We start from the raw sequence: 23,925 nt of genomic DNA on the forward strand, positions 1-23,925 counted from the left end.
TTGTCTTCTTCGTTGTCTTATTTCTCGATCGAAATGTGCGAGTAATCCACGTTACCGCTGTAATCCACCACGTAATTTTTCACATAAGGCTTAACCAATTCTGAGGAAGTGTAGTTCCAAATTGGCATAATCGCCATGTTATCACCGATCAGAATTTTCTCTGCTTTCGCCATCGCGTCGACACGTTTTTGTTGATCATTCGTGCTGTTCGCTTCTTTAACTAAAGCATCGTACTCTGGATTTTTGAAACCAATGTCGTTATTACCGCCTTTAGAAGTATACATATCAATGAAAGTCATCGGATCATTATAATCCGCGCCCCAGCCCGAACGAGCGATATCAAAGTTCAAGCTTTGACGGTTTTTCAAGAACACTTTCCACTCTTGAAGCTCGAGATTAACTGTAATACCAAGGTTTGTTTTCCACATGTCGGCAATGGCTTCCGCTACATTCTTGTGAAGTCCTTCGTTAAAGGAGAGGGAGAATGCAGGCATCGATTTCAAGCCTTCTTCAGCTAAGCCTTCAGCAAGCAATTTCTTCGCTTCTGCAACATCTTCTTTGAAGAAGTTAGCCGGCACTTCTGTACGGTACTCCTCTTTCACACCATGGATACCTGTCGAAACAAAGCCGTAAGCCGGTTGTTGACCGCCCTTAGCTACTTTCTCAACAAGGTCTGTACGATTGATAGCCATCGATAGCGCTTTACGCACCTTTGCATTATTGAAAGGTTTTTTCGTGTTATTGAAGAGGTAATAGTACGTGCTCGCAATCCCTTTGATATTTAGCTCCGGGTTTTTATCTTTAATTGCTTTTGCAAGCTGTTCAGCAGGGATACTTCCTGTAGGCATGCCCGCCCAATCAAGTTGGCCTGTTTTGTATGCATTAAGCTCCGTATTCGGATCTTTGTACATCGCGAATTTCACGCTAGTCAGCTTGATTTCGGCTTTTTTGTTATAATACTCATTCGGCACAAGCTCAATGGAATCACCATGTTTCCATGAAGCCAATTTGAATGGACCGTTACCGATATAACCTTTTGCTTCTGCAGCCCAGTTCGGGTTGTCCTTCGCCGATTTGTGAACTGGGAAAGTGGTGAAGAATGCCGTTATATTAAGGAAGTAAGGAGTTGGGTTCTCAAGCTCCACATCCAATGTATAATCATCTGTTGCTTTCACACCCAGTTGATTCGGGTCGCTGATATGATTAGGGTTGTCCGCTTTGATGTTATAGTTTTGAGCGTTCTTAATATAATAAAGCTGGTAAGCATAAGGAGCAGGAGGATTCAAATTCGGATCCAACGTGCGCTTCCAGGAATATTCAAAATCATGAGCCGTTACAGGGTCGCCATTCGACCACTTTGCATCCTTGCGCAGGTGGAAGGTGAAATGCTTACCATCTGCCGATACATCCCATTTCTCTGCAACACCTGGTACGATGTTTCCTTTTGCATCCATACGGGTAAGACCTTCAAAAAGGCCAGAAAGAACAGTAAACGAAACGTTATCCTGTACTTGAGCAACATCAAGCGTTGGCGGTTCCGATGTAAGGTTCATCCGAAATGTTTGATCACTGCTTGAGGTTTGTCCACCGTTCTCTTCTTTCTTCGAGCCACAGGCTGACAATAAACCTGTTAATACGAGCATTAGTGAAACAAGGACGATCATTTTCTTCTGCATAAAGCCCCTCCGTCAATCAATTATTAGTTTAAACTTTTGAATCTGTTATTAATGATACTATTATTTTAATCGAAATAACAACATATTTTATGAATTTGTAAAATGTTACAACGTTTCTATGTTAGATTATGTTACATAGTTTTGAACGAAATCTTATTGATCTCTTTTATTATGCAGTTTTTTAAACTTATTTATTTTACACCGCAAAATTTTCTTTCGCCTTCAGACAACACAAAAAAGCCATCCCGCCCAAGAAGGTGAGATGGCTTTGAAGCTATTTGTTTATCATAAAAATACTTCATTCATTACTTAGGGTGTTGTTGTTGCAGGTGCTGCAGTTTTTGCTGCCGCTGCAGCCTTTTCTTTGTCGTCAAGCGTATTCGTAATTTTCGCTTTTGCCTTGAGGTCAGCAAGCCATGTAGCGGACAATTCTTGCACTTTTTGGTTAACCAGTTGATCTTTTATCTTTGCTTTCTCTTCATCTAGCGTTGCTACTTTAGCTTCCTTACGATCCGTCACTTTAATAATATGGTAGCCAAAGCTTGTCTTAACCGGGGCACTTAACTCATCCTTTTTCAAAGCAAATGCAGCTTTTTCAAAAGCAGGATCCATTGCGCCTGCACCAAAGAAACCAAGATCTCCGCCATTTGCTTTACTTCCGGGATCTGTTGATTTTGCCTTAGCGATTGCCGCAAAATCTCCTCCGGCTTTTAGCTCTTTCAAGATATCTTCGGCTTCTTTCTCAGTAGCAACCAAGATATGTGATGCACGGACCTGCAAAGGCGTACCTAAAGATGCTTTATTCTTATCAAAATAATCTTTAATTTCCTTGTCAGTAACCGTTACTTTCGGCTCCAGAATTTTGCGAATCCGAAGCTGCATAGGCGTTTGCTTCTTAAGATCATCCAGTGTCATGTTCGCTTGCTGCAGAGCCGCGTTGAAATCCGCCTCTGTCGGGAAGCGACCTTTAATCGATGTGATTTCTTTCTCTACATCAGCGTCAGTCACTTTAATTCCATCTTTATCTGCTGCTTGCATGATCAACTCATCTTGGATAAGATTATCCAACGTTTGCTTGCCGCCGAGCTCAGACATGGAATCAAAAAGCTTATCCTTGGTAATAGCAACGCCATTAACGGTGGCAACTGTATCATTCTTGCTGCTCGCTCCTCCAAATGGCGGTGCCACAAGAACGATTACTAGCAGAATTGCTAGACCGAGCGAAACATACATCCACGGCTTACTGTTGCTTTTCGTTGCTGCTGCCGAAGACGGCGGCCGATTGGAGTTGTCATTATCTGTTGAACCAACACTGACAACCTCATCGTGCTCTCCTTCATGTCGCTCAGCAGAATCTACACCTTCGTCGACCCCATTTTTCAATTCCTCTAGGTTATTCTCTTTGTTTGTTTCATTCTCTTTCTCGTTCAATGTTAAATCTCCCTTCCAATAGGTGAGTATAGCGAATGGTTTGTCCACTTGTTGTCATAATATCAGAAATAAAATTAATAAACCTTAAAAGAAGATAAAATGTCACTGAAAATGAGAAAAACAAACGAAAACGAGAGATTTTAGCAAAATATACGATTTTCAGAGCCAGAGCCAATTAGTTTACCTTATTAACGACGAGCTTTTGCTGGAATGATCGTAAGTTCTCGGAAGCAATGCTCATGAGGCGACTACGCGCTTCGATTGTAGCCCATCCGATATGGGGAGTAATGCAGCAATTGGCCGCATGAAGCAGCGGATGATCCGCAGGCGGCGGCTCAACAGACAATACATCTAGCGCAGCACCGGCTATTACGCCCTCATTAAGCGCATCCGCCAAATCCTGCTCAACTACATGCCCACCGCGAGCCGTGTTAATAAGAAAAGCTTCCTTCTTCATCCTTTTCAACGAGTCACGATTAATGATGCCTGAGGTTTCGGGTGTCAGCGGGCAATGAAGGGAGATAAAGTCTGATTGTTCTACTAGTATCTCAAAAGAGACAAAACGAACCCCTTCCAGTCCCGGAACTTGTTTGACTGTACGCGTGTGCACACATACTTCCATGCCAAAAGCGATAGCGGCTTTAGCAACCTGTTGACCAATTTGGCCAAAACCAATGATCCCGATCGTTTTCCCAGCTAACTCTAGCAGCGGAGTGAGCGAGAACATGAAGTCAGGACCAGCCGCCCAACGCCCATTATGAACGGCAGTACTATGTTCGCCAACATGAAGACAGTGCTCTAGGAGGAACGCGAATACCAGCTGAACTACCGAATGGGTGCTGTAATCTGGAACATTCGTCACAACAATACCTCTTTCAGCTGCTGCTGACGTGTTCACGATATTGTAGCCTGTTGCCAATACGCCAATGTAGGTTAAGTTGGGTAATTGTGAGATTGTTTCAGCTGTAATCGGCGTTTTATTCGTCAATAGAATGTCCGCTTCTGACGCCCTCTTCACGATCTGATCCGGTGATGTCCGTTCATATACCGTTAAATGACCAAGCTCAGACAACTCCTCCCATGTCAGATCGCCAGGATTAAGTGTGTATCCGTCTAAAACAACAATGTTCATATCGATGATACCCCCTGTTTTATTAATACAAATAACACAAGTAGACTAAGTGAAACATCCAGCATCCACATAGAGCGGCACACCCTGTAAGCCACCCTTTTTTCAAACGAGTCTTTGTTGTCGTAAAGAACAGGAAGAAAAAACACACCAGGTATATATTGGCGCATTCTGGGCATTCTATAGTTATCGGCGTCGCGAGATGCCGTAGACAACCGCGGAGAAGACTTACGTTTCCCCATAAGCTCTTCGTCCGGTTTCTCCTCTCCCATGAAAGGGACCCTGAAAGGGGTCCCGGATTTTTTGTATAAACCCTTGATAATAAAGGGGTTTTTCGAGTTTCTCCGTTAAACAAACACCTTGACCTCAATTATTGCGAACGACCGCTAAGCCATGATCTCGGGGTTAGGATGATAGGTAAGAACAACGACACCCGAACTGAACGTCTTTGTCTCCACCAATTTCAAGGTCTTCTTATCGAGACCTTCTCCGAAGAGACGTTTTCCGCTCCCCAGAACGACTGGAAACACCATGAGCCTATATTCGTCGATGAGGTCAAGCTCCATCAGCGTGTGAACAAGGCTGCAGCTGCCGAAAACCAAAATGTCCTTGCCAGGCTGCTGCTTCAGCTTGGATACTTCCTCTGCGATATCCCCCTTGATCAGCTCAGAATTGTTCCATTCCACTTCTTCCAGAGTCGTTGAAACCACATGCTTGGGGTAGCCGTTCATCATCTCGCCATATTCCCCTGTTTGCTCGACCATGTTAGGCCACACCGCCGCGAAGCCATCATAGGTTACTCAGATACAACTAATTTTCTCATTTTGATTCTCCTTTATCATTTTTGTATACTAGCTATTCATAAGTATAACATTTTAACGATTAGGCTGTTTCTAATGAATAGAGCCTCTTTAATTCATCAAAACTCATCTTTCGGACAACTTCATATCCTTTGCCTACCCAAATAAGGACTTGCCATAACCGGGAATTGTAAAGGAATCTGTTGTCCACGAAAAATATCCCCAATTAACTTGGCTTGTTCTTTACCTGTATCCGTCAAATTCCTCTGTGTGCTGCAATCTTTATTTTGACTGGAGCTTCCTTAAGATCTCTAGCAAAATAACATTAAGGCTTACCCAAACCCCTCCGAAAACGTAGCCTGCCACTACATCACTCGGAAACTGAACATGAAAGTAAATTCGGCTTAGACCCACGACTAGACACAAAAGAATGACGGAAAATACCGCTGCAACACGAATTGATGTCCACGTATAATGACGAACCAGTAAAAAAGCTGAAAAGCCGCAAACGGTAAGAGAAGTTAATGTCTCTTCACTTGGGAATGTGTTATACAATTGATGCCCTAAATGGACAGGACCCTTCCGATGGAAAAGTGCGCCTAAGCTCTCGTTAAGCAATTCCCCTCCAACCACAACCCATAACAGAAACAATAGTTCTAAAAACTTATCCTTAGCTCTTAAGCAGATCCAGATTGCTGTTATGGCAATCAGCGGACCAAAGAGATCAATTGAACCAAGTGCTGAGAACCTACTCATCCATCCATTCCACTCTGGACCAAAGACCCTCTGAACGAAATATGAGGCAACCTCGTCAAATTGACTAAACTCCTGTGCCAAGAAATCCTGAATTATTCCTAGCATGAAGGAGAGTGACATAACGAAAAATGCAAAGGATGCCAGAACCAAGAACCGAACTGTGCCAAGTGAATTGAAATGTTCGATTCCTTTGGATAGCATACCAGCAAACCAAGTGACGATACGCTGTTTATTCTTCCGGTAGAAGTAGACCAGAATCGTTACAATTGCGGAACCAACCCCGAACATAATCATGTAATGATTCACGGTTCTATGGTAGAGTTCCCATTTGGGCCCGAGAACCTTACCCAGCGAAATGAACAGGCTGACCCAGAAGATCGCTCCCGAATACGCGTATATTGCGTATCTACGAAATGGCATTCTAGTTACACCGCAGAAGTACCCCGTTATATGTCTGACACCAGGAATGAAATAAGCTACGAATAGAAGCTTGTCCCCATATTTATCAAACCATACAGACATGCTTTCGAGTTTCTCTTCGCCAAAATGAATGCGTGCTCCATATTTCATTACGAAGGGTTTACCCAAACGATAACCGATCCAATACGACAATGTAATGCCTGCTGTTACACCTGCACTCGCTGAGACAATACTTAACAACCAGTTCAATTTCCCTTCAAATACAAACAATCCGGTATAGCTCATCAACATTTCACCAGGTAGAGGCAGTGCAAGCATCTCAAGGAATAAAGCGATAAAAATAAGGCCATATCCATAATGTTCAAGCCATGTTGTTACTACGCTCAATGTAATTCCTCCTCTTCCGGTAGTTTGATCTCAAAACTTGGATAATAACCAATCAAAAACACATCGGCAGTTAACCCGATGTGTTTCGTTGAGATCTAGGTTTTCCCTCCTCCTCCCATTCCCTCCTTCGTCTGTTTGATTAACTGATGACTGTACACCGAAACCGCTCCGCACAGAATGCCTTGCAGTACGCTCTTTACATGGAATCCAAGCAAAAACAAAGTGACTACGATTGCAAATGCAGTTACCACATAAATGATTATCCAATCAGGTATCCTCGGTGTCTGCTTTAGCATGTAGCCAACGACCCAACATGCAGCAAGTACGATAAATAAGGAAGGATCGATTAGATCCGTAATAACACTCCATTCCATATTTGATCACGCTCCATTTTTAACTAGGCTATGAGTTTCCATCATGAAATGTACCTGTTCATGACAATGCCCCCCTCGATGGGGTCTTCGATTTTATCTCATTCCACACAAGTTGTAATTAAATGAGCTTTTGCCTTTTCAATACAACCAACAACCGATAGAAGTCCAATCCTCCGCCATTTGGCGTATCGATGAGCTTCGCTTTTATAGCTGCATCTACTGCATCCTTAGCCCAGCTTGGGACATCCATTGCAGATTTCCCCTTAAGATCTGCTACTTGTGTTTCTAGCGTTGTGATTCTCACTGCTTGATCAGACACTGTCTGATTCTGCGTATTCAGGCCAGCCGAAAGCTGGGTTACTATATCCTGCAAAGCTTGGAATGCTTTCTTTTCCGCATCTGTCATCGGTTGATCCTCCTCTGCCTTCACGTCATATTGAATGAGACTGTTCGAATCAATAATGGATTTGATTTGACTTGCATAGCTTGGATCGGTAGCGTAACCACATGCCTGAAGCATATCAGCCTGCTGCTTGGGAGTCTGAGCAGACCGAACACGATCATAACGGCTCTTCATAAATAATAGATCCTGATCTTTGTAAAAGTCATAAATAGAATCATAAGCTCTGAATGCTGCGATAATATCAACTCGCTGGTTGTTATACACCTCCCAGGTTCCTTTGTTAATAATTGCACCTCTCCAGTACGCATTCGGCGTTCCGCTTCCGACTTTATAACCACCAAGATTGTTCCAGCTTGGTAAATTTCCTCCCGTTTCCAGCCAGTTCTGGGCAAGTCTTACCGATGGGAACATGAAAGAGCCTTCCATTCGAACCTGAACTGCGATTGGCGCGAGCTTGTTGAAGAATTGTTCCTTATTCAATTTCAATCACCTCCAGCTCTTGTCCTAATTTCGTCTATACCTTTATATATGAAACTAGGGCAAGAATCGAAACGGACAAGTGCCAGTATGGCAGGATGGCAGCATGACGAACGCCTAACCTTTCTTTTGCATACGATGAATAACCAACTTTTATAGGCGAAAGGGTGCTCCAAGTGGAAATTCAATTGACTCCGCTGCACTATGTATACCTGTCGTTCATTGTTTTCATCATGGCTCTTCTTATTAAGCGCAGAGATACGACACTGATCTGTGTCGTCGGGATCTTTGCACTCGGCTTAATTGCCACTGAGAGTTTGAGCGGTTCTGTAAGCGCTATATTTAACAGCTTTATCTATGCGATCAAAGAATTGATTGGAACGATTCTGATCATATCCATCATTGTCGCTATGAGCCGAATTCTTATCCGAACCGGGGTCAACGAAATGATGGTTGCGCCGCTGACTCGCTTCTTACGAACACCTGCACTAGCTTTCTGGGGCATAGGTATCATTATGATGCTCACCTCTTGGTTCTTCTGGCCTTCACCCGGTGTTGCCCTCATTGGTGCCGTCCTCCTGCCAGTTGCTGTACGAGTTGGCTTGCCTGCACTCGGGGCTGCTATGGCAATGAACTTATTCGGGCACGGAATTGCATTGTCTGGGGATTATATTATTCAAGGCGCACCAAAATTAACCGCTGACGCAGCGGGATTACCGGTATCATCCGTAATGGAAGCTAGTATCCCGCTTGTCATTGTAATGGGTCTGGTAACAACAGTGGCTGCTTTCTGGATGATGCGCAGAGATATGAAACGGGGGACATGGAGAGATGGACTGGTCGTGCAAAGCAAAGCTTCGAATAGGAATACGGACGATACGGATGTCAAAATCCCCCTACCTTACCGTACCAAACAAGCATTAGCTATTGCCATCCCACTGCTGTTTCTGGTCGATGTTGTAGCGATGTTCGTGCTGAAGCTGCAAGGCGGAGATGCAACGGCGCTTATTGGTGGTACAGCTGTATTCATCTTGATCGTTGTCACGATGCTGGCTCATCGGAATCAAGGTCTGGAGCAGACGACCTCCTATCTCATTGAGGGCTTTCAGTTCGGGTTCAAAGTCTTCGGTCCCGTTATTCCAATTGCGGCCTTCTTTTACTTGGGCGATGCTGCCTTCACGGAGCTGTTCGGTAAAGTGTTACCAGCTGGCTCACACGGCATTGTCAATGACTTAGGTGTAGCACTCGCCAACCATGTGCCGGTTAATCAAGCAGTCAGTGCTATAACCCTCACTGTCACAGGTGCCATTACAGGTCTTGATGGATCAGGCTTCTCCGGTATATCCCTTGCCGGATCGATCGCACATCTCTTCGCCACTGCAATTGGTTCGGGAGCGGCGACACTTACCGCACTTGGGCAGATTGCTGCGATATGGGTTGGAGGAGGTACTCTTATTCCATGGGCACTCATTCCAGCTGCGGCAATCTGTGGAGTCGATCCATTCGAGCTTGCCCGCCGCAACTTGAAACCAGTATTACTCGGACTAGGCGTAACGACAATTGTCGCTATGTTCATTATCTAATGAGTGGCATCTATTGTTAAAACCCGGTGCTGCGCCATTATAGCGTATCACCGGGTTATTCTTGCTTCCAGGATTAAGTTAACGTTGAACAAATTGTCTCCTTGCTAGCTGGTTTCGCGGTCGCGATCTCTGCCTCTTAAACCTGCAAGACCAATTAATCCAAGCAGACCCAACCAGCCCCAGTTAAATTTATTCGTAGTGGTTGCTGTCACAGCCTTGGTTTTGTACAAATTAGCATGCATCGAGTCAAAGGATTTGGTGCCATAATTCGTGTAGGTATTGGGAGTTGTTGATTCAATCCCATAGCTGCGCATCCTTGGTGAAACGGATTGCGTTTCATTCTGGCCACCGGTATTGGATGAATGATAATAACTGCCGTATGGATCAATTGTTTGAGGAACTGTCGTGCCCTTCAACGTATCCGTGTTGTAATTATTCGTACTATATGCCCCGCTTCCTCCCGTCGACGTTGCACTTTCGAAAGCAAGGACAGGTACAGCGAACACCGATATAGCCAATGTCGTACTAATCGAGATACTTGCAAGAAGCTTCTTCACACCAAGACCTCCGATTATTTTTTTTGCGTTCCCCCTTGTTTTCTCCTGTTCAGGATTCCTTTATGCTTGCCAAAACAAGCAAAAACCCGGAGTCAGCACTACTTAGCGCCGACCCCAGGTTATTTGTAGAAATTCATGGCATTCATAAGCAGCTTTTCTTCTGCTTCCGTTATCGAAATCCCTTTGAGAAGGGCAATTGTTGCAGCAACCTCCTGCACCATGGCCGGCTTGGTGGCTTGCCCTTGGAAGGGGCCTTCGAACGGCCACGGCCCATCGGTTTCTGTCATCATTAGCTCAATCGGATACTTCTGTACCAAACGTCTAATTTCTTCTTCATATGCAACATCAGGCGTTATGGAAATCGAATAACCAGCCTTGATCATGCGATCAATTACAGAATCTGATCCTTTGAACCAATGAAAATGCGCTCTGCGTACCCCATATTGTTCGAGAAGATCACAGGCTTTATCAGCATCCTCATATACAGCGTGAAGTATTATCGGCCGATCCAGCTCTGCAGCCAACGCAACAAACGTCTCGAGTAAAACGATATAAGCCCCTTCGTCAAAAGAACGCCCTTCCGCTTCAGCCTCTATTCGCGAATAATAAGGAAGTCCAACCTCACCGATCGCAAATGACTCCTTGTCAGCAAACCGTTCACGAATCCACAGCAGCAAAGTATTCAGCTCTTCTTGATCTGGTAGAGGCTGTTCGGGATGGAAGCCATAGGCAGGTAAAACTTGACCTGGATAACGAGCTGCCAATGTCCGATTCGTTTGACTAGAATGCAAATGCATCGATACCGCTACAACTGCGGCGATACCACCATCTGCAAATGCCTCATGGAGCAGGGCATCACGTTCTTCCTCTGCATATAAATCCAAGTGAATATGGGCATCCATCCATTTCCCCATCTTTTTAGCCTTATTCATAAGAATAAGAACACCTCCTACCACTAGATCTTTTCACCCTTACTTCAAGATGTTAGGGCTTAAGCTGATCATAAATTTCCCGTTTAAGCTCATTAAAAGTAGGATCGCTCCACAATTCATCCCTGCGAGGCCTAGCAAATGGAACTACTACTTCCCGGATAATCGTAGCAGGAGCCGTCGATAGAATAAGAATACGATCTGACAAAAGCAAGGCTTCCTCAATACTGTGTGTGACGAAAAGTACGGAGCGTCGATTCTCTTCCCAAAGTGATAACAGCCAGGTCTGCATCTGCATCCGCGTTAAAGCATCAAGTGCACCGAATGGCTCATCTAAACACATTAAAGGCTGCGGAGAGAGAAGTGCCCGTAAGAAAGATACACGCTGCTGCATGCCGCCTGACAATACGTGTGGATAAGAATCACCTATTTCTCCATGGAGTCCTACACGTTCCAGCCACTCCCGAGCTTTTATTCTTGCTTCCTTCCGATCCATTCCAGCGATATCTAGTGCAAGCTCAATATTGCCGGCAACGGTTAACCATGGCATTAGCGAGGCCTGCTGCGGCATATAGGCAATATTGCCTCTCTCACCGATCGTTCTTCGACCCTTGATTCTGATTTCTCCAAGGTTAGGAACATCCAACCCGCCAATGAGATGAAATAGCGTCGTTTTCCCGCTTCCAGACGGGCCGATTAAAGAAACAAACTCGCCTTCCTTCACTTGAAACGTCACATTGGAGAGAACGGGCTTGCTGGATAATGGTACGTCAAAGCTCTTCGTTACGCCATCAACTTCCAAAACAAACGACATCCCGCTCATCCTCCTTTGCTCGGTGTTCGACCACGAAGGAATAATCGCTCTGCCAAACTAATTGCACCGAATATAATCAAGCTGATAAAAATAATAATTGCGATCGCACAGAAGATTTTGGCGGTCTCAAAACCATTACGGGACAGAAGCATGTAATAACCGAGCCCTTTACTTGCCCCGATCGACTCTGCGTAGATCGCACTAATTACACTATAAGATGCTGCAATCTTAAGTCCCGAGAACAAATAAGGAATCGAATTCGGAAGCTCTAACCGCCAGAACTGCTGCCGTTTCGTGGCACCGATCATTCTCATATAGGTGACTAGCTTAGGATCACTTTGCATAAGACCGGTCAGCATGGCAACTGCAATGGGGAAAAAACAAACAATGATAATCAATATAACTCTTGGTAGGATTCCGAAGCCAAACCACAATACCAGCAGCGGCCCTAAAGCCATAATCGGCACATTTTGTGTGAGCACGAGCAGTGGATAGAAACCGGATTTGGCACCTGGAATAAGATGCAGCAAAGCGGCGAGCACGAAGCCCGCCGCTGCACCTGCCGTAAATCCGAGTAAGGTAACACCCAAAGTTGCCAGCGTATGATCGAGTAAAGGTGAAGCATCCGTAATCGCCTGCATCATGATCACATAAGGTGATGGAAGAACGAATGGACGGATATCGAATACTACGACCACCGCTTGCCAACTTAGCAGCAGGAACAACATAACCGCGACTGGCGGCCATATTTTACGAATATTATTGCCCATCAGGGTATTTCTCCAGCAGCCTTCCCATGGAAGCTCCGCTGCTTGGATTGTAATAAACTTTAATTTGTGAAATAACAGAAGGACAGCCCTTAGCTGTCATAGCGTCATTCATTTCTTGCACGATGGCGAGCAGATTGCTCAATTCGCCTTCCATTGTTGTTTCTAATGGAGCCACGCGATAAGGAACGCCAGATGCTTTTATAATCTCAATTGCCCGGTCCACGTAAGGAATGACGCTCTCGCCACCCGGTGTCGTCGGTAATATTTGAATGCTTAGTAGTGCGTTTGCCATAGGATTCGCTTCCCTTCTGTATCTAGCTTAGTAGGAATGGTTTATTCAGGGATAAATGTATTCGTGAACGCTTTGTCCACATCTAGTTCCTTCTTGAGCAGCTTATGATCGAACATCCAGCCTGCATAGTTTGCCCATACATCCCGCTTTTGTTCGCCCCAACGCTTTGCATCATCTTGATACTTCGGACTGATCCACTTCTGGCTCGCCCGAACAAGATCTGCATTCAGGTCAGGTACTGCTTTAATCAACACCTCAGCGGCATCATCGGGATGATCAATTGCGAACTTGTAGCCTTCTGCCGACGCCGTAACGAAGGCTTGAACGATATCCTTGTGGTCTGTGATCATTTTCTCATTGGTTTCAAGTATCGGTGTGTAATAATCCAGCTTTTTGCTGTAATCTGTCAAATAAATCATGTTAATCTTCTCACCGCGAAGCTCTGCTTCCACACCCGTCCATCCGTAGAAAATCCATGCGAAGTCAATGTTTTTCTTAACCGCCGTGAAGAAATCAGCTTCGCCGATGCTGACGATTTTCACTTTCTTCACATCTGCCTTCTCTTCCTGCATGAGAGATTCGATGACTGCAGCTTCAGCAGGCGAGCCCCATCCGCCATACGTTTTACCTTCAAAATCCTTCGGTGATTTGATATTCTTGTCTGCAGGCGAGGCAAACCCGGATGTATTGTGCTGAATGATCGCTGCAATGGAAACGAGCGGCACGCCTTGAATTCTTGCCTGTGTTACGCCCTCTTGATAACCGACGCCAAAGTCCGCTGCACCTGTCGCAACCATCGTATCTGCACCAGCTTCACCGGGTTGAATGATCTCCACATCAAGACCCTGCTTCTTGAAAAATCCTTTGTCCCGCGCAACATATAGGCCGGTGTGGTTTGTATTCGGTGTCCAGTCAAGCACGACCTTTACTTTAGTGAGCGGTTTGTCTGCAGCGGCTTGTGTTTGCTCTTTGTTAGCTGCTCCGCAGCCTGTTAGCGCTAAAACGAGCGCAAGCCCCATGATCCCCCATTTTGCCTTATTCCAATGATTCCTGCTTCCCATAATACGATTGCTCCTCTCCAGTTATCCAAGATGAGCGACAAGCTAGTCAGACCCTGAGAAATAAGAAAAGCGCCCTCCGATTGGAAGACGCTTGAAAGTTGCTCTGTACAATTCATTCCGCTTAAAAGCACCTTAAACAAGGTGTTCACAGTGGTTGAGAATTGGTTACAACGCGATTTCCTACGCTGGCATTATCCAGATCAGGTTTAAGGGTCGGGATTATTAAGGTATCCCCTCTCAGCCGGCTATCTCCAGCTCCCCCTGTCTATTCAGTTATTGTCGCACAACCCATTATAACAAACAATGCGATAAATTCCACTGTTATTATTAGATATCTACCAGAAGCTATGCTTCACCAAGTATCCTCCACACATTCTACAGTTTGCTGCTCCGTCTATGCTGCACCGCTGCTGCTGTTGTAGAATCATTGTCTGCATGGGAAGCTTGAGTGCTGAGGTCCAATGCTTCATAATCCACTATCTGTGCGGCAGAAATCTCGCGCATCGGCGATCCTTTCATCCAATGCCGGTACCAATGCGCTGTGCGTTCAACAGCTTCAGCAGCCTCCCAACGGGGCCACCAATGAAGGCGATATTGCGTTTTGGCGATATTGAGCTGCAGCATAGTTGTATCATCTCGCTGGCCGCGTGCCGGCTGTTCCATCAGCGAAGCGGCATGCACCGGCGACTGGGTGCCGAGGGCTGCGCATAGCGTCTCGGCCAGCCAGGCCACTGTCCGCGCATCTTCCTCGCGCGGACCAAAGTTCCACGCTTCGGCATAGGCAGCGCCGCGCGTGAACAACCGCTCCGCCAGCTCGAGGTACCCTGCGAGCGGCTCCAGCACATGCTGCCACGGCCGAATAGCTCCCGGCCGCCGGAGCACAGGGGCATGCCCGAGCATGGCGGCACGCAAGCAATCGGGCACAATGCGGCCTTCGGCCCAATCGCCGCCGCCGATCACATTGCCGGCTCGGACCGTTGCGACGGCAGGCATTATGCCGTCCCCGCCTGTGAAGAACGAGCTGCGGTAGGCAGATACAACCAGCTCCGCGCTTGCTTTACTCGCCGAATAAGGATCATATCCGCCGAGCAGATCCTGCTCATGAAATCCCTTTGCGGATTCGAGATTGGCGTAACATTTGTCCGAAGTCGCCACCACGACGGCGCGTACCGGATGCTCGACACTCGTCACTCGCACCGCTTCTAGTAAAGCAGCCGTACCTATAACGTTAACTGCAAAGGTTGTGAACGGATCCTTATACGAGGCCCCAACTAAAGGCTGAGCGGCCAAATGAAAAACCAAATCCGGCTTTACTTCGCGCAGCGCAGCGATTAACTTCGGACAATCGCGAATATCACCGCGCGTCCATGGAATATCCGTCTCTAGTCCACAGAGACGGTACATCGATGGCGAGGTAGGCAGACTATCACTGTAGCCATGAACCTCCGCCCCCAGCTTGCGCAGCCATAGGCATAACCACGATCCTTTGAATCCCGTATGGCCTGTAACGAACACTTTCTTATGCTGCCAGAACGAGTGATTCATCGTTTCGATTCATCTCCCTACTTACTTGCAGAATGTTAGCGATCCCTCTTCTTTCGGCAAACAGCCACGACATACATGGGCTCTCCACTCTTCAGCTCTGATAAAGGAACAAGCTCATATCCACGCGGAACAACTCGATTCTCCGGTATACGGTCCGCTGGTTTTCCAGTGACTTCCCGCAGCCAGCGCATTGCCGCTAATCGCGAATCATCAAAGACCGTTTGACCGTAAAGAGCTACGAGATCATAAGACTGAAGCAGCTCACCAACTAATTCCTCTGTACGATATTCAAATTTATGATGAGGATTAAAAGGCTTTTCCTCATAGTAAAGCGGAGAATTTGTCAGCGCTCGGTTCGGTGTCGATACCACAAACAGCCCGTCGTCTTTCAGCACTCGCGCAGACTCCTCGATCCAAGCACGGCCATTATCTACATGCTCGATAGTCTCGAAGGAAATAACCGCATCAAAGGTCCCCTTGTCAAAAGGAAGCTGCAGTACGTCTCCCTGAATAAAAGTTACGGCTTCACCCCTATAATCAACCTTCGCCCGTTCCACCGACGAAAGATCGATATCGATCCCTACAAGTGAACTGGCTCCAGCAGCCTTCAGCATAGCCGTTCCATATCCCGTTCCACAGGCTGCATCTAATACGTCCAGACCGCGAACCAGCCCAGCAGCCATCTCATAACGCCGAATATGCTCCTCATAAACATCTTGATGGTGCGTTTTAACGACCTGATTCACAACAAGCCGTTCCCCCGTGAACAGCACATCATTCTGCTCGTGTATTTGCTGCTGGTGTTTTTGCTGCTCATGTATTAGCTGCTGGTCCGCCAATGATTTAACCACCTGAACCAGCAGCGGTACTGCTTCGCTCTCTTCTTTCTCTTTCTCTGCTTCGCCATTCTCGCTCTGCTCTCTCACTCCATCGTCCTCCTCTTTCTGAACCTTTTCGATATCTTTTCTTACCTTATTTCTGTCTCTTTTTGTCTCTTAATGCCCTTTCTCGTTCATGTCTATCTCTTCTCTCCGCCCCAATCCTTCTTTCACTGAACTTCCGGCTTCCTGCTCAACCTGATGCTCCATCCCCGATAGCAGACAAATTCTTCACTAGAAGACTTGATCCCAGAACTAATCATATTTACAGCTGTAAGCTGCTCTTTGAAATGGGAGCCCATCAGCTTTGTTATGAATAGATAGAAGCTTCATCCTCCTTCTTAAAAGCTGTACATTCGCTAAGCAAGCATCGCAGCAATCGCTCCAGCCATAATCACCAGCATTTTTCCTCCCAGAGCAGGATGTGTGTCTTTAGCGTATTCAAGCACGACTCCATTCGTTTGGACACAATGCCCACCACGCACAAAAAAATACGAGACGCTAAGCGCCGCGTATGCTCACAAACTTCCAACAAGAGACTTGGAGGGTGTTCACTGCAATGCCCCAGAATACTTCTGGGCCACCACAAGTGCCTCGACAGAAATCAATCGGAAAATAAAAAAAGCAGCTGAGGTTATGAAGAACCTCGGCCGCCGCGGAATTTCTGGGTATGTGCTTTTGCTTCATCCGTATTCGTGACGCGATTACGGCTCCATTCAATAAGAATCCGATCAATATAGCGAAAGTGCAGCTTTCCAGCGAATACAGCTTCCTTGAGTGCGAACCGGATCAGTTCATCGGGATATTTATCTTGATCCAGCCACGCGCTAATCGTCTCACATTCCATTGGAGACAATGGACGACCGAATTCCTGTTCAATAACGGTGAATAGATCGCTGGCTTTGGGCTGCTCAGCAGATGCTGCTGCTCGCTGCTGCTGCTCTTTGTCATTCTGTACCGATTGTTTGGCATCATCTGCTAGCCATTCCGCGCTGCGTATGATCAGCCCATTCCAATTATAACGCTCCGACTGGATGCCGCTCATCAGATCCATCTGCTCGTCAATGGCAAGCAGCCCCTCTTTCATCAAACGGCTTAGCATTTGTCCCACTGCCATTGATGTAAGGCCAAGACGATCAGCCAACTGTTCCGGAGTAGGGAATTCAACCTGTTCGATCTGTCTATACGTCAACAATTGAATGATTAATAGCATTTCTCCGTCTGACAAACCAATGCCTCGATAAGCACGAAGCAGACCGGCCGGAACAACAACACCACCACTATTCATAGCAGCGGCCATGCCCCGGGCGTAAGCTTTCCACATGTCATTCTTCACCGGTCACCCTCCTCTGCCAGGATATCCAACCCCTTCGATAATGGGGCGGATATCCGTAAGTCTTACTCGTTCATCCGATTGCTAAGGATAAAGACGGTAAAGCATGCGCGGGAACGCAATGGTCTCCCGCACATGATCAAGTCCACAAATCCAGGCTACAGTTCTCTCTAAACCTAGACCAAAGCCTGAATGGGGAACCGTACCGTATTGCCTTAAATCCAAGTACCATTGATAAGCTTCAACTGACAGCTCATGCTCGGAGAAACGCTCTGCCAGAAGCTCCGGATCATCAATACGTTGAGATCCGCCAATAATTTCACCATAACCTTCTGGTGCGATCATATCAGCGCATAATACAACCTCTGGTCTTGTTGGATCGGGCTTCATATAGAATGCTTTGAATGAAGCTGGGTAATGCGTGATAAAGACAGGACGATCATAGGTCGCAGCAATTGCCGTTTCATGCGGCGCGCCAAAATCCTCTCCCCACTGAATCTCCTGACCTTGCTCCTGCAGCAGCCGAATCGCCTCATCATAAGTAATTCGTGGGAAAGGAGCTTGAATCGCTTCAAGCTTGCTTACATCGCGACCAATCGTTTCAAGCTCTAGGCGGCAGTTCGATAGCACACGCTGCACAACATAAGCAATAAACTGCTCCTGAACACGTAAATTCTCCTCATGATCGACGAAGGCCATCTCCGGCTCGATCATCCAGAATTCAATCAAATGTCGACGTGTTTTGGATTTCTCCGCACGAAAGGTGGGGCCAAAGGAATAGACCTTGCCAAGCGCCATGGCTGCGGCTTCCATATATAGCTGTCCACTCTGCGTCAAATAGGCATCTTCGTCGAAATATTTAGTATGAAACAGATTCGTCGTTCCTTCACAGGAGGAAGGAGTCAGTATTGGAGGATCGACAAGGGTAAAGCCCCTTTCATCGAAGAAGGCTTGAATGGCCCGGATGATCTCCGCTCGAATAACGAGTATGGCTCGCTGTTTCGGTGCTCGAAGCCATAGATGACGTCGATCCATTAAGTAATCGACACCATGCTCCTTAGGTGTAATCGGATAATCCTGCGTCACTTGTATAATCTCAATTTCTTCTACTGTCAGCTCATAACCGGACGGACTGCGAGGCTCCTCGCGTACTATTCCCCTCACATACAGCGAGCTTTCCTGGGTCAGTGTCTTCGCAGCTTCCCATGAAGCTTCTACCACCTCGCTCTTGACAACGACCCCCTGAATATACCCTGTTCCGTCACGCAGCTGAAGAAATTGAATTTTGCCGCTTGACCGTTTGCCGTTCAGCCAGCAGCCGATCCAAACGGATTGTCCTGCATGCAGATGCAGCTGACTAATCGTGGTTAATTCTCTCATGTTCGTTACATCCTTTCTAAAGGCAGATCGTTTCCTTACAAGGATTCCCTAACTAATTGATAGGTATCTCTGGCAATGATCAATTCCTCATTAGTAGGAACAACAAGCACACTCACGCGTGATTTATCCGTTGAGATTAATCTTACTTCCTTAGATCTGATTTCATTCCGTTCATTATCCAGTTCAATCCCCATGAACGACAAATTCTCGCATACGGCTTGTCTGACCATAACCGAATTCTCTCCGACTCCCGCAGTAAATACAAGCACATCAATGCCGTTCATTCCCGCAGCATAAGCGCCAATATATTTGCGCAAACGATAAGTATACATGTCAAAAGCCAGCTTAGCCTGCTTATCGCCGTCCTTCATCGCATCCGTTATCTCTCGCATGTCACTGCTAAAGCCGCTAATAGCCTGAAGTCCACTATGCTTATTCAGCATCGAATTCACTTCATTCAGCGTTAATTCTTCTTTGTCCATCGTAAAAGGAACAATCGCTGGGTCCAAGTCGCCGCTGCGGGTTCCCATCATCAGTCCTTCAAGCGGTGTTAGGCCCATGCTTGTATCGAAAGACTTGCCATCCAGAATAGCAGCACAGCTGGCACCATTACCGATATGACAGGTAACCATCTTCAGCGACTCAAGCGGCTTATTAAGCTTCATCGCTGCTTGTCGGCTCACATAATCATGTGAGGTACCATGGAATCCATACCGCCGAATTTTATGGCGCCTGTAGAGCACCATTGGGATCGGATATAGAAACGTTTCCTGTGGCATCGATTGGTGAAACGCAGTATCAAAGACAACAACCTGAGAAACATCCGGCAGATTCGCTTCAACTGCCATAATTCCCATCATCGCGGCTGGATTATGTAAGGGGGCTAGATCAATAAGCTTCCTAATCTCCTGCTTGACCTCAGAGGTTACTATGACAGAATGCTTGAAGCTCTCGCCGCCGTGTACGACTCGGTGTCCTACGGCATTAATATCTTTCATTGAAAGAATCACACCATGCTCTCTGTCAATTAGCAAATCTGTGAGCTTTTTAACAGCTGTATTATGATCTAGGATTTCACTGACCTGGCGCACCTCTGTCTTACCACTAGGCTCGTGCGTTAGAATAGAATCCTCCATCCCAATCCGCTCTACGCGTCCTTGGGCAAGCACCGATTCGTCACTCATATTATAAATCTGGTACTTCAAAGAAGAGCTTCCTGCATTCAGGACAAGTATAATCATTGTCGATCCCCATCCTTATCATATTGAAAGAACCCCATACCGCTCTTAACACCGAGATGTCCGCCACGCACCATCTTCTTGAGCAGAATGGATGGGCGATACTTTAACTCTCCATATTCCCTGAACATTCGCTCAAGCGCGGCCAATACCGCATCTAATCCAAAGCGATCCGCCATTTCAAGTGGACCGTTCTGAAAGGAATATCCGATTCTCATTGCACTATCGATATCTTCAGCAGAGGCTACATTCTCCTCCAATACATGGAGCGCCTCATTAATAAACAAACAAATAAGCCGAGTGGTAACGAAGCCCGCTGATTCAAATACCATGATACTCTTCTTATGTATCACCTCTTCGACAAAATCCTTCGTTCGCGTGAACGTCTCATTCGAAGTTTTGAGACCACGTACAATCTCGACCAGATTCGTCTTCATAACCGGATAAACGAAGTGCATACCGATCACTCGCTCCGGGTATTGCGTTACACTTGCTAGCTCGGTCAAGCTCAGTGTAGACGTATTACTCGCAATAATAATATCAGGGCCACATAAACGATCCAATTGCTCAAAGATTGCAATTTTTCTGTCCAGATCCTCCGTTATGGTTTCAATAACCAGCTCACAATCCGCTAGCTCCTGCAAGGATTCAATCGGATGAATCCGGCTCATGATAAGCTTCTTCTCCGCAAGGGTTAAAGCCCATCGTTCCATCTGCTTATCCAAGCTTTGCTCGATCACGGCGATCATTTGGATAAGTCGCTCGTTAGAATGTTCAACCATATATACGTCAAGCCCATTGAAGGCGAGCATTTCTGCAATTCCTTGTCCCATCGTTCCGACGCCAACAACACCAACTTTACGTAATCCCACCTGCATACACCATCCATTTCACACATTCTTTTGTCCCGTCTATTATACCGTTTTTACGACAAAGAAAGAAGACAGACACAAGGTCTGCCTTCAATTGTTCAATTTTATACGGTTTGCAGCTCGAAGTTAGGCCGTGCTGCTGTATCCCCAAGCAAGGAACGAAACCGATCCCCGCCAAGCGTCTCTTCAGCAATGAGAACATCGAGTGAGCGCAGAAATACTTCCTTGTGCTCACCAAGCATCTGCTTCACTTTCCCCATAAGTTCTTCCAGAATGGTATGGTTGACTCCCGCCCACTTATCTGGGGTCATCATAGAGCTGTCAATAATACCAAGATCCGTTAAGCCCGATTCAACCATGGTACGGACAATACTCATTGACTGTTCGAAATCACCTCTGGAGCCGGTACTGCGATCCCCATAGAATATCTCTTCAGCAGCAGCGCCTCCGAGTGCAATCATAATTTGTCCATCTAGAAATTCCCGTGTATACAAATATCGATCCTGCTGTGGATTGTGGCGTACATAACCAAGCGCTTGTCCACGCGGCTGCAGTGCAACCTGTGAAACACTGCCAGGACGAACAAGCTCAGCAGCGATAGCATGTCCAAGCTCATGAAGTGCGACGCGTTCTCGTTCTTCCTTCGTTGCCTCGCGATCACTCTGCTCCCCCATTAACACCTTGTCAATTGCCAAGGAGAGATGACGTTGGGTGATGGAATCATTCGAATCACGCAGCGCATAGATAGCGGATTCATTCATCACACTCTCAAGCTGTGCACCCGAGAAGCCAAAGGACTCCTCAGCAATCTTCTCCAAGCTGACTTCCTCATGTAACGGTTTATTTCGGGCATGAATGTGCAGAATATGAGCACGTCCCTTTTTATCCGGCAGATCAACTGCGATATGACGGTCGAACCTGCCTGGACGCAGCAATGCGCTGTCCAGCATTTCCTTACGGTTCGTTGCGCCAATGAGAAGGATACGCGGAGACTCCGATGTGTGAATACCATCCATCTCAGTCAGCAGTTGGTTTAACGTTTGGTCATATTCTCGATGCTGTCCGCCATCGCGTTTGCCGCCAATGACGTCAATCTCATCGATGAAGATAACCGCACTATTTTTCCCTGCTTTTAATGCCTTCTGCCTTGCTTCCTTGAACATATCGCGAATTCGGCTTGCGCCGACACCGACGTACATCTCAACGAATTCGGAGCCGGATGCAGCTACATAGATAGAATCCGTATAGTGTGCAGCAGCTTTAGCCAGCAGTGTTTTACCAGTACCCGGAGGGCCTGTCAGCAGAATCCCTTTCAGAGGTCGAATCCCGAGTTTCGATATTTGCTCTACATTAACCAAGAAATCGAGCGCCTCTATAATCTCCTGCTTCGCACGCTCCTGACCGCCGATTTCTTCAAAGGATAACGGTGTTGTTAGGCGGGGCTTGCCTTTACGCTCGCCACCGATTGCTGCCAAATTACCACGTGACTTAGCTACATATAGAAGCCCTCCTGCTAAGCCAGCGAAGAGAACAATCGGAATCATGTTTACCCCAACGAAAAACTGCATAAATAAGATAAAGATCGGCATGAAGCCGATCATAATTTCTTTACTGTAATTACGCATTAGGCCACGCTCCCATTTGGTCTGGCGTACGAGGCAATATAATATATTTTGCAGAATCACCGTTCTTTAACGTGATGTAGACATTCGTCTCATCCATCTCAGAGGTCGCTTGAACGCCGCTGTAATTCTGTTCAATATGCTTCATAGCTGTAGGAATTTCGGAGTAATTACGATGCTCCATCGCCTGAGCTACATCAAATAAGTTCGATGACCAAACCTCATTCAGTTCTTTCTGTTTCGTGCCTGAATCTTGATTAATAGCAAGCTTCAGCTCACGCGTACCAATTATCGATTGACTTTGAGTTGCTATAGTATCGTATACAACGCGAAGGTTTGCATCCTTACGCAGTGTTAAATCCACCGTTACTGCATCATTGCTGACAACTGGCTTTGCTTCAAGAACACCCGGCACTTGTGCAACAATCCGCTCAAGCGGGTGAACAGTCGCCACATTCTGATATATAAACCAACCACCGACTAATAAGCTAGCAGAAACAATAGCTATAATCACTGTAGGCATCACACGTATTTTCATGGCAAAAATCCCCCTTTTACCTAAGATCGAATTCTTTCGTCTATCACAACTTGCTATACGAAAGTATATCATGATCTAGGGTCTAAGAGGGTGTGTAATAACAGGGAGCAGTGGGTGATTATGCTTCCAAAGTCAAATCTTCGCCTTATTGGGTGGGCAATTTGTATGTAACTACAAATGCGCCATTCTGGAATTGGTAAAAGTCATAATAATAAGTTTTAACTGAAGATTGCACTTTAGAATAATAAACTTCCCATACCGGTGCATTGTTCAACATTCCAAGCTTAGTATTTTTAATGGATGCATCCGGTTTGGATTGTAAGAATCTCTGTTCAATTTCCTGGCTAGTTAGGCCATCCTTAGCCTTGAGCACCAATGATGTATCCTTCTTGAGCCAAACGTAGGTATCCTCGTTATTCTTATCCTTGCCTTCCACAATCCAAATGGACTCATCCCATACGAATGGATAAGATAAAGTCGCTTCCTTCAATCCTGCGGTTTCAATTGCTTTTGCTTCCGCCAAACGTTCTTGTTTCCACATCGGAGATTGAACCGATCGATAATAAGCGTTCAATGCAATCAAAACCACAACGACAATCATGACGGACAGCAGCGTCCAACGGGCTGCCGTCATTACGGGTGGCCTTTTACGTCGATTCG

At 46.3% G+C, this 23,925-nt stretch carries 24 protein-coding genes and 1 riboswitch; of the genes, 1 reads left to right on the forward strand and 23 read right to left on the reverse strand.

The genetic code is table 11. The annotated features are described in order from the left end of the window. Positions 1 to 17: 17 nt before the first annotated feature. From EKN16_RS11085 to EKN16_RS11120, 7 genes are all read right to left on the reverse strand, one after another. Complete coding sequence (locus EKN16_RS11085) at positions 18 to 1,676, reverse strand: peptide ABC transporter substrate-binding protein (protein ID WP_125656580.1); 1,659 nt, start codon at positions 1,674 to 1,676, stop codon at positions 18 to 20. Between the two features lie 309 nt (positions 1,677 to 1,985). Then, positions 1,986 to 3,107, reverse strand: a complete 1,122-nt coding sequence (locus tag EKN16_RS32200; RefSeq protein ID WP_164522765.1) for a foldase protein PrsA — start codon at positions 3,105 to 3,107, stop codon at positions 1,986 to 1,988. Positions 3,108 to 3,282: 175 nt separating this feature from the next. Then, entirely contained in the window at positions 3,283 to 4,239 is a 957-nt protein-coding gene (locus tag EKN16_RS11095) for a D-2-hydroxyacid dehydrogenase (RefSeq protein ID WP_125656583.1), read from the reverse strand. 383 nt (positions 4,240 to 4,622) lie between these two features. Next, positions 4,623 to 5,012 carry a dihydrofolate reductase family protein gene (locus tag EKN16_RS11105; protein WP_375782057.1) on the reverse strand — a complete coding sequence of 130 codons (390 nt, stop codon included), beginning with the start codon at positions 5,010 to 5,012 and terminating at the stop codon, positions 4,623 to 4,625. A gap of 306 nt (positions 5,013 to 5,318) precedes the next feature. After that, complete coding sequence (locus tag EKN16_RS11110) at positions 5,319 to 6,599, reverse strand: bifunctional DedA family/phosphatase PAP2 family protein (RefSeq protein ID WP_125656592.1); 1,281 nt, start codon at positions 6,597 to 6,599, stop codon at positions 5,319 to 5,321. Positions 6,600 to 6,694: 95 nt separating this feature from the next. Continuing rightward, positions 6,695 to 6,973: a phage holin family protein gene (locus EKN16_RS11115; protein WP_125656595.1), complete on the reverse strand. Its 279-nt coding sequence runs from the start codon at positions 6,971 to 6,973 to the stop codon at positions 6,695 to 6,697. Positions 6,974 to 7,091: 118 nt separating this feature from the next. Then, positions 7,092 to 7,856, reverse strand: coding sequence for a glucosaminidase domain-containing protein (locus EKN16_RS11120; protein WP_232016360.1), 765 nt, complete (start codon positions 7,854 to 7,856; stop codon positions 7,092 to 7,094). 173 nt (positions 7,857 to 8,029) lie between these two features. On the opposite strand from EKN16_RS11120, the gene EKN16_RS11125 reads away from it, so the two are divergent. Continuing rightward, on the forward strand, positions 8,030 to 9,436 hold the full coding sequence (locus EKN16_RS11125) for a hypothetical protein (RefSeq protein WP_125656598.1): 1,407 nt from the start codon (positions 8,030 to 8,032) through the stop codon (positions 9,434 to 9,436). A gap of 104 nt (positions 9,437 to 9,540) precedes the next feature. On the opposite strand, the gene EKN16_RS32700 is transcribed toward EKN16_RS11125, so the two are convergent. From EKN16_RS32700 to EKN16_RS11200, 16 genes are all read right to left on the reverse strand, one after another. Next, entirely contained in the window at positions 9,541 to 9,993 is a 453-nt protein-coding gene (locus EKN16_RS32700) for a WGxxGxxG family protein (RefSeq protein WP_125656601.1), read from the reverse strand. A 119-nt stretch (positions 9,994 to 10,112) separates the two neighbouring features. Then, positions 10,113 to 10,925 (reverse strand): TatD family hydrolase, encoded by an 813-nt coding sequence (locus tag EKN16_RS11135; RefSeq protein WP_125656604.1) that lies wholly within the window; start codon positions 10,923 to 10,925, stop codon positions 10,113 to 10,115. Between the two features lie 52 nt (positions 10,926 to 10,977). Then, entirely contained in the window at positions 10,978 to 11,736 is a 759-nt protein-coding gene (locus EKN16_RS11140; protein WP_125656607.1) for an ABC transporter ATP-binding protein, read from the reverse strand. Between the two features lie 5 nt (positions 11,737 to 11,741). After that, positions 11,742 to 12,506: an ABC transporter permease gene (locus EKN16_RS11145; protein WP_125656610.1), complete on the reverse strand. Its 765-nt coding sequence runs from the start codon at positions 12,504 to 12,506 to the stop codon at positions 11,742 to 11,744. Next, entirely contained in the window at positions 12,496 to 12,798 is a 303-nt protein-coding gene (locus EKN16_RS11150) for a thiamine-binding protein (RefSeq protein ID WP_125656613.1), read from the reverse strand. The genes EKN16_RS11145 and EKN16_RS11150 overlap by 11 nt, the downstream gene beginning before the upstream one ends. Positions 12,799 to 12,839: 41 nt before the next feature. Next, on the reverse strand, positions 12,840 to 13,859 hold the full coding sequence (locus tag EKN16_RS11155) for an ABC transporter substrate-binding protein (RefSeq protein WP_125656616.1): 1,020 nt from the start codon (positions 13,857 to 13,859) through the stop codon (positions 12,840 to 12,842). Positions 13,860 to 14,018: 159 nt separating this feature from the next. Continuing rightward, a riboswitch (TPP riboswitch) is annotated at positions 14,019 to 14,131 on the reverse strand. A 103-nt stretch (positions 14,132 to 14,234) separates the two neighbouring features. Further along, positions 14,235 to 15,404: a CDP-glucose 4,6-dehydratase gene (gene rfbG / locus EKN16_RS11160; protein WP_125656619.1), complete on the reverse strand. Its 1,170-nt coding sequence runs from the start codon at positions 15,402 to 15,404 to the stop codon at positions 14,235 to 14,237. A 35-nt stretch (positions 15,405 to 15,439) separates the two neighbouring features. After that, entirely contained in the window at positions 15,440 to 16,330 is an 891-nt protein-coding gene (locus EKN16_RS11165; RefSeq protein WP_164522766.1) for a class I SAM-dependent methyltransferase, read from the reverse strand. 311 nt (positions 16,331 to 16,641) lie between these two features. Further along, entirely contained in the window at positions 16,642 to 16,767 is a 126-nt protein-coding gene (locus EKN16_RS33465) for a hypothetical protein (protein ID WP_260182471.1), read from the reverse strand. 149 nt (positions 16,768 to 16,916) lie between these two features. After that, complete coding sequence (locus tag EKN16_RS11170) at positions 16,917 to 17,618, reverse strand: DnaD domain-containing protein (RefSeq protein ID WP_232016362.1); 702 nt, start codon at positions 17,616 to 17,618, stop codon at positions 16,917 to 16,919. Between the two features lie 81 nt (positions 17,619 to 17,699). Beyond that, positions 17,700 to 18,995: an asparagine--tRNA ligase gene (gene asnS, locus EKN16_RS11175; RefSeq protein WP_125656625.1), complete on the reverse strand. Its 1,296-nt coding sequence runs from the start codon at positions 18,993 to 18,995 to the stop codon at positions 17,700 to 17,702. A 35-nt stretch (positions 18,996 to 19,030) separates the two neighbouring features. Then, complete coding sequence (locus EKN16_RS11180; RefSeq protein WP_125656628.1) at positions 19,031 to 20,236, reverse strand: acetate kinase; 1,206 nt, start codon at positions 20,234 to 20,236, stop codon at positions 19,031 to 19,033. Continuing rightward, positions 20,233 to 21,105, reverse strand: a complete 873-nt coding sequence (locus tag EKN16_RS11185; protein WP_125666133.1) for a 3-hydroxyacyl-CoA dehydrogenase family protein — start codon at positions 21,103 to 21,105, stop codon at positions 20,233 to 20,235. Before EKN16_RS11185 ends, EKN16_RS11180 begins: the two co-directional genes overlap by 4 nt. Positions 21,106 to 21,209: 104 nt before the next feature. Beyond that, positions 21,210 to 22,730, reverse strand: a complete 1,521-nt coding sequence (locus tag EKN16_RS11190; RefSeq protein ID WP_125656630.1) for an AAA family ATPase — start codon at positions 22,728 to 22,730, stop codon at positions 21,210 to 21,212. Next, entirely contained in the window at positions 22,723 to 23,265 is a 543-nt protein-coding gene (locus EKN16_RS11195) for a hypothetical protein (protein WP_125656633.1), read from the reverse strand. Before EKN16_RS11195 ends, EKN16_RS11190 begins: the two co-directional genes overlap by 8 nt. Positions 23,266 to 23,410: 145 nt before the next feature. Next, positions 23,411 to 23,899, reverse strand: coding sequence for a cell wall elongation regulator TseB-like domain-containing protein (locus EKN16_RS11200; protein ID WP_183530716.1), 489 nt, complete (start codon positions 23,897 to 23,899; stop codon positions 23,411 to 23,413). Positions 23,900 to 23,925: the final 26 nt, after the last annotated feature.

The organism is Paenibacillus baekrokdamisoli, assembly GCF_003945345.1.
Classification (GTDB): domain Bacteria; phylum Bacillota; class Bacilli; order Paenibacillales; family Paenibacillaceae; genus Paenibacillus_Z; species Paenibacillus_Z baekrokdamisoli.

Excerpts from the sequence above, each read along its gene's own strand:
- EKN16_RS11180 (WP_125656628.1), bottom strand. The coding sequence starts at position 20,236 with ATGATTATACTTGTCCTGAATGCAGGAAGCTCTTCTTTGAAGTACCAG.
- EKN16_RS11095 (WP_125656583.1), bottom strand. The coding sequence starts at position 4,239 with ATGAACATTGTTGTTTTAGACGGATACACACTTAATCCTGGCGATCTG.
- EKN16_RS11190 (WP_125656630.1), bottom strand. The coding sequence starts at position 22,730 with ATGCGTAATTACAGTAAAGAAATTATGATCGGCTTCATGCCGATCTTT.
- EKN16_RS11085 (WP_125656580.1), bottom strand. The coding sequence starts at position 1,676 with ATGCAGAAGAAAATGATCGTCCTTGTTTCACTAATGCTCGTATTAACA.
- EKN16_RS11115 (WP_125656595.1), bottom strand. The coding sequence starts at position 6,973 with ATGGAATGGAGTGTTATTACGGATCTAATCGATCCTTCCTTATTTATC.
- EKN16_RS11195 (WP_125656633.1), bottom strand. The coding sequence starts at position 23,265 with ATGAAAATACGTGTGATGCCTACAGTGATTATAGCTATTGTTTCTGCT.
- EKN16_RS11135 (WP_125656604.1), bottom strand. The coding sequence starts at position 10,925 with ATGAATAAGGCTAAAAAGATGGGGAAATGGATGGATGCCCATATTCAC.
- rfbG (WP_125656619.1), bottom strand. The coding sequence starts at position 15,404 with ATGAATCACTCGTTCTGGCAGCATAAGAAAGTGTTCGTTACAGGCCAT.
- EKN16_RS11145 (WP_125656610.1), bottom strand. The coding sequence starts at position 12,506 with ATGGGCAATAATATTCGTAAAATATGGCCGCCAGTCGCGGTTATGTTG.
- asnS (WP_125656625.1), bottom strand. The coding sequence starts at position 18,995 with ATGAGAGAATTAACCACGATTAGTCAGCTGCATCTGCATGCAGGACAA.
- EKN16_RS11155 (WP_125656616.1), bottom strand. The coding sequence starts at position 13,859 with ATGGGAAGCAGGAATCATTGGAATAAGGCAAAATGGGGGATCATGGGG.
- EKN16_RS11150 (WP_125656613.1), bottom strand. The coding sequence starts at position 12,798 with ATGGCAAACGCACTACTAAGCATTCAAATATTACCGACGACACCGGGT.
- EKN16_RS11200 (WP_183530716.1), bottom strand. The coding sequence starts at position 23,899 with ATGACGGCAGCCCGTTGGACGCTGCTGTCCGTCATGATTGTCGTTGTG.
- EKN16_RS11140 (WP_125656607.1), bottom strand. The coding sequence starts at position 11,736 with ATGTCGTTTGTTTTGGAAGTTGATGGCGTAACGAAGAGCTTTGACGTA.